Here is an 11064-nt window from a genome sequence, read left to right on the forward strand (position 1 = left end):
GCGCCACTGAGGGACTGATCAGACGCCGCCCGTGGGCGATGTCCCTGGCCGAGCGGCTGCACACCGACCGGGCGGCCATCAACCAGCTGCTGGACCTGCGGGACCGGTACGGGCCCCGGCCGCTGCGGCTGCGCGTGGCGGGCCGCTCGCTCGTCCTGCTGCTCGACCCGGACGACCTGGCGCGGCTGCTGCGCGAGACACCCGACCCCTTCACCCCGGCGTCCTGGGAGAAGCGCCGGGCCCTGGAACAGTTCCAGCCGCACGGCTCGCTGATCACCCCGGGGCCGGAACGGGCCGCGCGGCGCCGCGCCAACGAGGAGGCCCTGGACAGCGACCGGCCCGAGCACCGGCTGGCCCCGGCCCTGACCGCCCGCGTCCACCAGGAGGCCGCCGCGGTGGCCGAACGCGCCCGCGCCGAGGGCCAACTGGACTGGGAGGGGTTCGCGGCCGGCTGGTGGCGGTCGGTACGCCGGCTGGTCCTCGGAGACGCCGCCGCCGGTGACACCGCCCTGATCGGCCTGCTCGACCGGCTCCGCTCCACCGGCAACTGGTCGATGCTGGCGCCCCGCCGCGACCGGCTGCGGGCCGCGTTCCTCGACCGGCTGCGCACCGCGATCGACCGCGCGGACGCCGACTCGCTCGCGGGCGCGCTGCGCGAGGGGTCCGCCGCCCGCGACCACGGGGTGGACCCGGTGCACCAGGTGCCGCACTGGCTGTTCGCCTTCGACGCGGCCGGCGCCGCCACCCTGCGCACGCTGGCCCTGCTCACCTGCCACCCCGAGCGGGAGGCCGAGGTCCGCGCCGAGACGGCCGCCCCCTGGCCGGGCACCGGACGCGAGCCCGTCGCCCCGCTGCCGCGGACCCGCGCTGCGGTCCTGGAGGCGGTGCGGCTGTGGCCCACCACCCCGGTGCTGCTGCGCGAGTCCACCCGGGCCACCCGCTGGTACGGCACGGTGGTGCCGCCCGGCACGGCGTTCGCCGCCTACACGCCCTACTTCCACCGGGCCGAGCCGCCCACCGGCTACCGCGACCGTTTCGACCCGGACATCTGGCGGGACGGCACGGCGGCCGGCAACCCCGCGCTGGTGCCGTTCAGCGCGGGGCCGGCCGGCTGCCCGGGGGAGCAGGTGGTGCTGCTGACGGCCGGTCACTGGCTGGCCGGACTGCTGGCGGCCACCCGCTACCGGACGGTCTCGGCGCTGCGTCCCGGCCCCGGCCGGCCGCTCCCGGCCACCCTGGACCACACCGCGCTGCGCTTCGCCGCCCGGCCCGGCTGACGCCCCGGGCGGCGCGCGCCGCGCTCCCGCTCAGTCCAGCGCGGGCAGCACCCGGGTGCGGTAGAACTCGAAGAACCCGTCCATGTCCGGGCCGATCTGGCTGACGTACACCTCGTCGAACCCGGCGTCCCGGCACTCCGCCAGTGCCCGGATGTGCTCCTCGGGGTCGTCGCCCAGGGGCATGGAGCCGCCCGCGATCTGCTGCTCCGTCACCAGCTGGGTGGCCTGCTCGAAGTGCTTCGGCTCCGGCAGCAGGGCGGCCAGTTCGCCGGGCAGGAACAGATTGGGCCAGCGCTCCAGCACGGTACGGGCCGCGCGGCCGCGGTCGGTGTCGTAGCAGACCTTGATGGCGCAGCCGGTCGGCCGGCCTTCGCCGCCCGCGGACCGGAACCGGCGCAGCAGATCGCCCTCCGGCCCCATGGTGACGAAGCCGTCGCCGATCCTGGCCGCCAGCTCGGTGGCGGCGGGCGCGTACCCGGACACGTCGATCGGCACCGGCTCGTCCGGCAGCGTGTACAGCCTGGCGTTCTCCACCGTGTAGTGCCGGCCCCGGTGGCTGATCCGCTTGCCGGTGAAGAGGGCGCGGATCACCTCGACCGCCTCCTCCAGCATCTCCAGCCGGACGGACGCCTCGGGCCAGGCGTCGCCGAGGATGTGCTCGTTCAGGGCCTCGCCGGTGCCCACGCCGAGCCGGAAGCGGCCCTGGAGCAGCGCCCCGCTGGTGGCGGCCGCCTGGGCGATGACGGCCGGGTGGACCCGGACCGACGGGCAGGTCACGGCGGTGGCCACCGGCAGCGCCGTGGCCTGGGCGAGCGCCCCGATGGTGGTCCAGACGAACGGGCTGTGCCCCTGCGCCTCCAGCCAGGGGTGGTAGTGGTCGGAGATCCACAGGGAGCGGAAGCCGGCCGCCTCGGCGGCCTGCGCCTGTTCCACCAGGGCGCGGGGGCCGTGGTCCTCGCTGGCCAGGAAGTACCCGTAGGACGTCATGGACGTCGCTCCTTTCGTTCGGGATCAGGTCAGGGCCGCTGTCCGACGCCGGTGGCGAACTCGCGGAGCCGGCCACCGGGCGGGTGGGGGTCCAGCGGCGGGGTCGGTGCCCCGGCGTTGTGGCGCAGGCCGTCCACCAGGGCGCGCAGCGCCGCCTCCGCGTCGTGCCGCGGCTGCCAGCCGAGTTCGCTGTGGGCCCGCGCGCAGTCCATGACGGGCAGCCGCAGCAGGGTGTCCAGCAGCCCGGGCGAGGCGGGGGTGAGCCGGCCGTGCCAGGCTCCGGCGACGGCGGCCCGCAGCAGCGCCGGCGGCAGCTTCAGCCGCCGGGCGTGGAAGATCCGGGCGAGCTCGGCGGGGTCGAGGACGGGCTCGGCGGCGAGGTTGAAGGCGCCGTGGACGGGCCGGGTGAGGGCACGCCGGTAGGCGTCGGCGGCGTCGTCGGTGTGCAGCACCTGGAAGCGCAGCCCGGCGACATCGGGGACGACCGGGCTCAGCTCGGGGCGGGCCAGCGGCCCGAACAGCAGCGGGCCGACGAAGTAGCGGCGCTGCTGCGCGGCGGAGGCGCGGGAGAACAGGAAGCCGGGGCGCATCCGGACCACGCGGGTGTCCGGGTGCTCCGCCTCGAAGGTGTCCAGCATGCGCTCCACGTACGCCTTCTCCCGGCTGTAGGCGGAGGTGGGCCAGCCGTGGGTGGGCCAGCTCTCGTCCACCGCCCGGTCGGTGGGCCCGGGGGAGTAGGCGGCCACCGAGGAGGCGCAGATCAGGGCCGGCACCCGGGCGGCGGCCACCGCCCTGAGCACCCGGGCGGTGCCCAGCACATTGGTGCGCCAGGTCTCGGCCGGGTCGCGGGTGGGCTGGATCAGCCAGGCCAGGTGGACGACCGCCTCGGCACCCCGGAACAGGTCGGCGAGCGGCGGCCCGTCCCCGTCGGAGGCGCGCAGATCGACCTGCCGCCAGGTGGTCTTGTCCGCCTGCCATCGCGGTTTCCGGCGGGCCAGTCCGGTGATGGAGGTGACGGCGGGATCGGCGGCCAGCGCGCGGACGACGGCACTGCCGACGTTCCCGGTGGCGCCCACGATGACGACGCGCATAGGGGGTCTCTTCCTTCCGGAAAACGGTGCGGGCATGGTTGATCGCCGCTGGTCCGGGTACCCGGCTGCGGCTGCGCGACACCCGGTCGGCGGAGGGGAACGCGGCCGGTCCCACCGTCCGGCTCGGCCCGTCACCGGGCTTTCCGGCGTGCAGCGGTACCCGTTGTCGACACGGAGGAGTTGAGGCACATGAGCAGGGCCGACGAGGAGCGGGAGCAGGCCGGGCAGCTGCCCGAGGGCGATGTGGTGGGCATGCTGCTGGAGCAGCACGCCCGGATCCGGGACCTCTTCACCCAGGTGCGGGCGGCTCACGGCGACGACCGCAGGGAGGCGTTCGACCAGCTGCGGGTGCTGCTCGCCGTCCACGAGACCGCCGAGGAGATGATCGTCCGCCCGGTGGCGAAGAAGACGGCGGGCGCGGCGGAGGCCGAGGCACGCAACCAGGAGGAGGCGGAGGCGAACAAGGTCCTGGCCCAGCTGGAGAAGATGGACCTGGAGTCCGCCGAGTTCGAGCGGAAGTTCGCCGAGTTCGAACGAGCGGTCGCCGAGCATGCCGACCAGGAGGAGCGCGAGGAGTTCCCGGCCATCCGGGCCGGGCGGAGCGAGGACCAGCTGAAGCAGATGGGCTCCAGTCTGCGGGTCGCCGAGGCCACCGCGCCGACTCATCCGCATCCCACGGCGGCGGGCAAACCGGCGGCCCAGTGGGCGGTCGGCCCCTTCGTGTCGATGGTCGACCGCACCCGGGACGCCATCAACGCGGCGAGGTCCAAGCACTGAGCGGCGGCGGACGACGTGCGGGAGCGGGCCGCCGGGCCCGCTCCCGTCGCCGCCGGCGGGCCGCCGGTCAGCCCAGGGGGACGGCGGCGGCCGGTACGCGGTCGCCCTGGCCGGACAGCTGACCGGGGACGGGCACCCGGACCGGTTCCACCGGCGCGCCCGGTTCCACCGGCTCCACCGGCTCCGGGGCCGCGACCGGCTGCGTCCGCTCCACGGCCCCGGTAGCGGCCCGGCGCGTCCGGCGGGCGTGCACCGCGAGACCGGCCGCCGCCGGGAGCGCCACCAGCAGACCGCCGGTCACCAGCGCCGCCCGGGGCCCGGTCCACTCCATGAGCAGCCCGATGGCGGGCGGCCCCACCAGCCCCCAGCCGGTGCTCAGGCTGCGCCACACGCCCAGCACCCGGCCGCGCATGGCCGGGGGCGGGTCCGTCTGGAGCACGGTGGTGCCCGCGGTGTCCGAGATGGACTCCACGATCGCCATGGGGATGACCAGCAGGACCAGCAGGCCGAGGGTGGGGGAGAGCCCGGCGGCGATCTGGAACGCGGCGCCGATGGCCGACATGGCGGCGACCAGGCGCACCGAGGGCCGCTGGAGCACTCCGGCGAGCAGGGCTCCGGCGATGCCGCCGACGGCCAGCGCGGTGGAGACCGTGCCGAAGGAGCCGGCACCGCCGGCCAGCGGGCCGGTGACCAGCACGGCCAGGGTGAGGGTGTAGTTGCGGCCGAAGACCGAGCTGAGCGCCGTGATGGCGGCGAGCAGCACCAGCTGCGGCCGGCGCAGGAAGAAGCGCAGCCCGTCCCGGGCGCCGCCCCCCGGCCGCGGCCCCGCCGGCTCCTCGGCGGGCGGGCCCGCCGCCGGCTGCGCGTGCGGTACGGGCACCGGCTCCGGTTCCTCGGCCGACCGGTCGACGAGCTTCAGGAACGGGATGACGGCGGCGACGAAGACGAAGGAGAAGCCGTTGGCCACGAATGCGGACGCGGTGCCGAAGAGCAGGACCGCGCCGCCGGCCAGCGCGGTGCCGGCCAGCCGGCCGATGCTGTGCACCGCCGAGCCCAGCGCGATGGCCGAGGGCACGTCGCGGCGCGGCACCAGGTCGTTGCCGAGCAGGGCGCAGGCCGGGCCGTCCACCGTGCTGATGATGCCGGTGACGGCGGCCAGCGCCAGCAGCGTGGGCACGTTCAGCAGATCGAGGGCGACCAGCGCGGCGGTGGTGAACCCGACCGCGCCGAGGGCCACCTGGCTGACGGCGGCGGTCAGCTTGCGCGGCCAGGCGTCGACGGCCGCGCCGCCGAGCAGACCCAGCAGCAGCCCGGGCCCGGCCTGCACCGCGAGCGAGAGCCCGGTCATGGCGGCCGAGCCGGTCACCTGGAGCACCAGGAGGCTCTGCACCGTGAGCTGCATCCAGGTACCGGCGTTGGAGACGAGGTTGGCGAGTGACCACCAGCGCATGCTGGGGTACCGCAGGGAGCGCCAGGGGTTGTGGCCCCGGGCGCGGCGGAGACGCTGAGGAAGCATGGGGGGTGTCCGGTGCCCGGCGGGCGGATCGTGCGGCGCGGGCCTCGGTGCACCGCGTTCGGCGCAGACCACCGTGACAGAAAGGCGGCCCGCCGGGAAGACCAAGATCGTCCCCGGCGGACCGGTACGGGATGCCCGCCTTGTCCCGCAACGGCTGCGGGCCTCCGGTGGCGTTGCTCACACGCCCCCGCCGCCGGAATCCGGCGGCGGGGGCGCGGCGCGGGACGCCCGGCCGCTCAGGGCTTGAGGATCACCTTGCCGGTCTCCTTCAGCTGGAAGCGCTCGTACGCCTCGGCCGCCTGCTCCAGCGGCAGATGGTGGGTGGCGAACTCGTCCACCCCCAGCGGGTCGTCGGCCCCCAGCAGCGGCAGGATCTCCGGGATCCAGCGCTTCACGTTCGCCTGGCCCATCCGCAGCTCGATCTGCTTGTCGAAGAGGGTGAGCATCGGCAGCGGATCGGCCATGCCGCCGTAGACCCCGCTGAGCGCGATGGTGCCCCCGCGCCGGACGATGTCGATGGCGGTGTACAGGGCCGCCATCCGGTCCACGCCCGCCTTCCCCGCCATCCGCTCGGCCAGCCGGTCCGGCAGCAGTCCGGCGATCGACTGGAGGGCGGAGCCGGCCGGGCTGCCGTGCGCCTCCATGCCGACCGCGTCGATGACGGCGTCCGGCCCGCGCCCGGCGGTGAGATCACGGACGGCGGCCCCGATGTCCTCGTGCAGGGTCAGGTCGAGCGTCTGCACGCCGCGGGCCGCCGCCCGGGAGAGCCGCTCGGGCACCAGATCGATGCCGATGACCTGCCCGGCCCCCCGGTACTGGGCGATCCGGCAGGCCATGTCCCCGATCGGGCCGAGACCGAGCACGGCGAGCGAGCCGCCGGGGGTGATCCCGGCGTGCTCCACGGCCTGCCAGGCGGTCGGCAGCACGTCGGACAGATACAGATACCGGTCGTCGGGCACCCCCTCGGGCACCTTGACCGGCCCGTACTGGGCCTGCGGGACCCGCAGGTACTCGGCCTGGGCGCCGGGCACCGAGCCGTACAGCTTGGTGTAGCCGAAGAGCGCGGCCCCGCTGCCCTCCCCGCGCACCTGGGTGGTCTCGCACTGCGTCTGCAGTCCGCGCCGGCACATGAAGCAGGTGCCGCAGGCGATCTGGAACGGCACCACCACCCGGTCGCCGGGCGCGATGCCGGTGACGTCCGCCCCGGTCTCCTCCACCACCCCCAGCGGTTCGTGGCCCAGGATGTCGCCCGGGGTCATGAACGGCCCCAGGACCTCGTACAGATGCAGGTCCGAGCCGCACAACCCGGTGGAGGTGATGCGCACCAGCGCGTCGGTGGACTGCTGGATCACCGGATCGGGGACCTCCTCGACGCGGACGTCCCGTTTCCCGTGCCAGACGGCGGCTTTCATACAGGCTCCTGTTCGTTGTCGTCGGTCGGTCAGGGCAGCGGGGCGCCGCCGGTGGCGTTGACGATCTCGCCGGTGATGAACGACGCGTCCTGCGAGGCCAGGAAGACGTACGCCGGGGCCATCTCGGCGGGCTGGGCGGGCCGTCCGAACGCGGACTTGGCGCCGAACTCGCTGGTGTCCGGCAGCGTCGCGGGGATCAGCGGGGTCCACACCGGGCCCGGGGCCACCGCGTTGACCCGGATGCCGCGCTCCGCCAGATGGCTCGCCAGCCCGTGGGTGAAGGTGACGATGGCGCCCTTCGTCATGGCGTAGTCCAGCAGGTGCGGACCGGGGTGGTACCCCTGCACCGAGGTGGTGTTGACGATGCTGCCGCCCTCGCTCAGATGAGGCAGGCACATCTTCGTCAGCCAGAACATGCCGTACAGATTGGTCCGCATCACCTGGTCGAACTGCTCGGTGCTGATGCCCTCGATGCTGTCGGGCTGCGCCATCTGGTGGGCGGCGTTGTTGACCAGGACGTCCAGGCCGCCGAACTCGGCCACCATGCGGTCGGTCAGCGCCCGGCACTGCTCCTCGTACCGGATGTCGCACTCCACGGGGACGGCCCGGCGGCCGGCCTCGGTCACCAGCCGGGCGGTCTCCCGCGCGTCCTCGGTCTCGCCCGGCAGATGGGTGAAGAGGACATCCGCGCCCTCCCGGGCGAAGGCCAGGGCCACGGCGCGGCCGATGCCCGAGTCGCCGCCGGTGATCAGCGCGCGCCGCTCCCGCAGTCTGCCGCAGCCGCGGTAACTGTCCTCGCCGTGGTCGGGCCGCGGGGCCATCTCCCCGGTGGCTCCCGGCGGCTGCTGGGACTGCTGCGGGAACTCCGGGCTCGGGTGACGCTCGGCCGGGTGCTCACTCATCGCGGTCGCCCCTCCTGTTCTTCGGGGTCGGGGATGCGTACCGGTTCGGGTACCTCACACGCGAAGAAAAACTCCTGTTTGTCGGACTTTCGTCCGGGTACTTGGGGCGGTGGTCATCGAAGGGAGAAGACATGCGAGGCACCCGGGACCGTGCCGCGGCGGTCCAGCCGTCCCGGCCCGACGCACCCCGCTACCGGCATGCCGTGGTCACCGGAGGAGCGGGGTTCGTCGGCTCTCATCTGTGTGCCGAACTGCTCGACCGGGGCAGCGAGGTCACCTGTGTCGACGATCTGTGCACCGCGCACCCCGACCACGTCCGGGCCCTGACCGGCCGTCCCGGCTGCACCCTGCTGCGCGCCGACGTCACCGAGCCGTTCTCGGTGGCCCAGCCGGTGGACCTGGTGCTGCACTTCGCCTCGCCGGCCTCTCCCGCCGACTATCTGCGGCTGCCGCTGCACACCCTGGAGACCGGCAGCCTGGGCACCCGCAACGCCCTCGCCCTGGCCAGGGAGCACGGGGCGAGGTTCGTCCTGGCGTCCACCTCGGAGGTGTACGGCGACCCGCTGGAGCATCCGCAGAGCGAACGCTACTGGGGCAACGTCAACCCGGTGGGCCCGCGCAGTGTCTACGACGAGGCGAAACGGTTCGCCGAGGCGCTGACGGTCGCGGAGGCCGAGGTGCACGGCATCGACGCGGGGATCGTCCGGCTGTTCAACACCTACGGCCCGCGGATGCGCGGCCACGACGGCCGCGCGGTGCCGACGTTCATCCGGCAGGCGCTGGCCGGCGAGCCGCTGACGGTGACCGGGGACGGCCGCCAGACGCGGTCGCTCACCTATGTGGCGGACACGGTCGCGGGCGTCCTGGCGATGGCGGGCTCCGATCTGCGCGGCCCGGTGAACATCGGCAACCCGGACGAGATCAGCATGCTGGACCTGGCCGAGCTGGTCATCCGGCTGGCCGGCTCCTCCTCCGGCGTCCGGCTGATCGACCGCCCCACCGACGACCCGATGGTGCGCTGCCCGGACATCACCCTGGCGCGCGGCAAGCTCCAGTGGGAGCCGCGGGTGACCGCGCCGGACGGACTGGCCCGCACCATCGCGTGGTTCCGCGCCCGGGAGCGCGGCGACTGACCCGCTCCTCACTCTCCCCCCGACGAACGACGCCTGTTGCGGAGGTCCCATGCGTGTGCTCGGTATCAACGCCCTGTTCCACGACCCGGCGGCGGCGCTGGTGATCGACGGGGAGACGGTGGCCGCCGCCGAAGAGGAACGGTTCTCCCGCCGCAAGCACGGCAAACGCCCGGTGCCGTTCGCCGCCTGGGAACTTCCCGAGCGCGCGGCGTCCTGGTGCCTGAGCCAGGCCGGACTGCGCCCGGCCGACCTGGACGCCGTCACCTACTCCTACGACCCCGCGCTCGCCCACCCCGCGCGGGAACTCGGCCTCGACGACCCGTGGGACGATCTGCGCCAGCTCTACGCCCGCCAGGCGCCCGCGTTCCTGTGCGAGGCGCTGCCCGGGCTCGACCCCGCGCAGGTGCGGTTCGTCCCGCACCACATGGCGCACGCCGCCTCCTCCGCCTTCGCCGCGCCGGACGCCGAGGACTGCTCGGTCCTGGTGCTGGACGGACGCGGCGAGGCCACCTCGCACCTGGCGGCGCGCCGCACCGGGCAGCGCCTGGAGCCGCTGTACGGGCAGCGGCTGCCCCACTCGCTGGGGCTGATGTACGAGGAACTGACGGAGCACCTGGGCTTCCTGCGCTCCAGCGACGAGTACAAGGTGATGGCGCTCGCCTCCTACGGCAACCGCTCCCGCTACCTCGGCGAGCTGCGGCGCCGTATCCACCCCACCGGCGACGGCGGCTTCGTGGCCGCCCGGGTGCCCTGGGCCGAACTGTGCCCGGCCCGTGGCCCCGGCGAGGCGTGGACACCCGAGCACGCCGATCTCGCGGCGGCCGGGCAGGCGGTGCTGGAGGAGACGCTGCTGGACCTGGTGCGCTGGCTGCACGGCGAGACCCATGACACGACGCTGACCCTGGCGGGCGGCGTGGCGCTCAACTGCGTGGCCAACTCCCGGATCGCGGCCGAGGGCCCGTTCTCCCGGGTCTGGGTGCAGCCGGCCTCGGGCGACGCCGGTACGGCACTGGGCGGGGCGCTGTGGTACGCGGCGGACGCCGGCCCGGCGCCGGCCAGGCCGATGGCGGGCGCCGACCTGGGGCGCGGCTGGTCGGAGGCGGAGCTGGAGGCGTGGCTGAAGACCGCGGCGGTGCCCTTCGAACGTCCGGCCGATGTCGCGGCCACGGTGGCCGAGGCCCTGGCGCAGAACGCGACGGTGGCCTGGTTCCAGGGCCGCGCCGAGTTCGGGCCTCGGGCGCTGGGGCACCGCTCGCTGCTCGCCCACCCCGGCCGCTCCGGCAATCTGGAGCGGCTGAACGACATCAAGGGCCGCGAACAGTTCCGCCCGGTGGCGCCGATGGTGCTGGCCGACCGGGCGGCCGACCTGTTCGAAGGCCCGCTGCCCAGCCCGTACATGCTGTTCGTCCACGAGGTCAGGCCCGCCTGGCGGGAGCGCATCCCGGCCGTGGTGCACGTGGACGGCACCGCGCGCATCCAGACGGTCGATCCGGACAGCGAGCCGCTGGTGGCCCGGATGCTGAGCAGGTTCGAGGAGCTGACCGGGCTCCCGGTGGTGGTGAACACCTCCCTCAACACCGCCGGCCGCCCGATGGTCGACGATCCGCGCGACGCGCTGGAGTGCTTCGGTTCCTCGCCGGTGGACCTGCTGGCCCTCGGCCCCTTCGTGGTGCGCCGCCGGGGCCTGTACGCGGGGAGCGGGGGCCGGGCATGAGCGCCGCGGACCCGGAGTACGCGGTGGTGATCCCGACCCTGGGACGCCCCTGTCTGAACCGGGTGCTGGCCGCCCTGGCCGAGGGGGACGGTCCGTGGCCGGCCCGGGTGATCCTGGTGGACGACCGGCCGCCGCACGATCCGCGTCCGCTGCCGGTGGAGGTGCCGCGGGCCCTCGCCGCCCTGATCGAGATCGTGCCGGGAGGCGGGCGCGGCCCGGCCGCCGCCCGCACCACCGGCTGGCGGCGGGCTCCGG

General features: G+C 74.8%; 10 protein-coding genes. 5 read left to right on the forward strand and 5 right to left on the reverse strand.

The window, feature by feature from the left end; genetic code table 11:
* On the forward strand, nucleotides 1-1277 hold a 1277-nt coding region (locus ACFV5N_RS17695), incomplete at its 5' end, for a cytochrome P450 (protein WP_385600366.1).
* Nucleotides 1278-1307: 30 nt separating this feature from the next.
* On the opposite strand, the gene ACFV5N_RS17700 is transcribed toward ACFV5N_RS17695, so the two are convergent.
* Nucleotides 1308-2264: a TIGR03557 family F420-dependent LLM class oxidoreductase gene (locus tag ACFV5N_RS17700; RefSeq protein ID WP_385600369.1), complete on the reverse strand. Its 957-nt coding sequence runs from the start codon at nucleotides 2262-2264 to the stop codon at nucleotides 1308-1310.
* A 29-nt stretch (nucleotides 2265-2293) separates the two neighbouring features.
* Nucleotides 2294-3355 carry an NAD-dependent epimerase/dehydratase family protein gene (locus ACFV5N_RS17705; RefSeq protein WP_385600372.1) on the reverse strand — a complete coding sequence of 354 codons (1062 nt, stop codon included), beginning with the start codon at nucleotides 3353-3355 and terminating at the stop codon, nucleotides 2294-2296.
* 189 nt (nucleotides 3356-3544) lie between these two features.
* Here ACFV5N_RS17705 and ACFV5N_RS17710 point away from each other — a divergent pair, with 189 nt between their 5' ends.
* On the forward strand, nucleotides 3545-4132 hold the full coding sequence (locus ACFV5N_RS17710) for a hemerythrin domain-containing protein (protein WP_385600375.1): 588 nt from the start codon (nucleotides 3545-3547) through the stop codon (nucleotides 4130-4132).
* Between the two features lie 67 nt (nucleotides 4133-4199).
* On the opposite strand, the gene ACFV5N_RS17715 is transcribed toward ACFV5N_RS17710, so the two are convergent.
* From ACFV5N_RS17715 to ACFV5N_RS17725, 3 genes are all read right to left on the reverse strand, one after another.
* Nucleotides 4200-5582 carry an MFS transporter gene (locus ACFV5N_RS17715; protein ID WP_385600392.1) on the reverse strand — a complete coding sequence of 461 codons (1383 nt, stop codon included), beginning with the start codon at nucleotides 5580-5582 and terminating at the stop codon, nucleotides 4200-4202.
* Nucleotides 5583-5884: 302 nt separating this feature from the next.
* The gene (locus ACFV5N_RS17720; RefSeq protein WP_385600377.1) at nucleotides 5885-7060 is read right to left on the reverse strand and encodes a zinc-dependent alcohol dehydrogenase; all 1176 of its coding nucleotides are present in this window, start codon (nucleotides 7058-7060) and stop codon (nucleotides 5885-5887) included.
* A gap of 29 nt (nucleotides 7061-7089) precedes the next feature.
* Nucleotides 7090-7962 carry an SDR family oxidoreductase gene (locus ACFV5N_RS17725; protein WP_385600380.1) on the reverse strand — a complete coding sequence of 291 codons (873 nt, stop codon included), beginning with the start codon at nucleotides 7960-7962 and terminating at the stop codon, nucleotides 7090-7092.
* Nucleotides 7963-8093: 131 nt separating this feature from the next.
* Here ACFV5N_RS17725 and ACFV5N_RS17730 point away from each other — a divergent pair, with 131 nt between their 5' ends.
* The 3 genes from ACFV5N_RS17730 to ACFV5N_RS17740 form a co-directional block, all read left to right on the forward strand.
* Nucleotides 8094-9095: an NAD-dependent epimerase/dehydratase family protein gene (locus ACFV5N_RS17730; protein ID WP_385600383.1), complete on the forward strand. Its 1002-nt coding sequence runs from the start codon at nucleotides 8094-8096 to the stop codon at nucleotides 9093-9095.
* A 49-nt stretch (nucleotides 9096-9144) separates the two neighbouring features.
* Nucleotides 9145-10809, forward strand: a complete 1665-nt coding sequence (locus tag ACFV5N_RS17735; RefSeq protein WP_385600386.1) for a carbamoyltransferase — start codon at nucleotides 9145-9147, stop codon at nucleotides 10807-10809.
* Nucleotides 10806-11064, forward strand: a 259-nt coding sequence (locus ACFV5N_RS17740) for a glycosyltransferase family 2 protein (RefSeq protein ID WP_385600389.1), incomplete at its 3' end; no start/stop codon positions are given. The genes ACFV5N_RS17735 and ACFV5N_RS17740, both read left to right, overlap by 4 nt.

Origin of the sequence: Streptomyces sp. NPDC059853, from assembly GCF_042731495.1 — a bacterium.
In the GTDB taxonomy this organism is placed as follows: Bacteria; Actinomycetota; Actinomycetes; order Streptomycetales; family Streptomycetaceae; genus Streptomyces.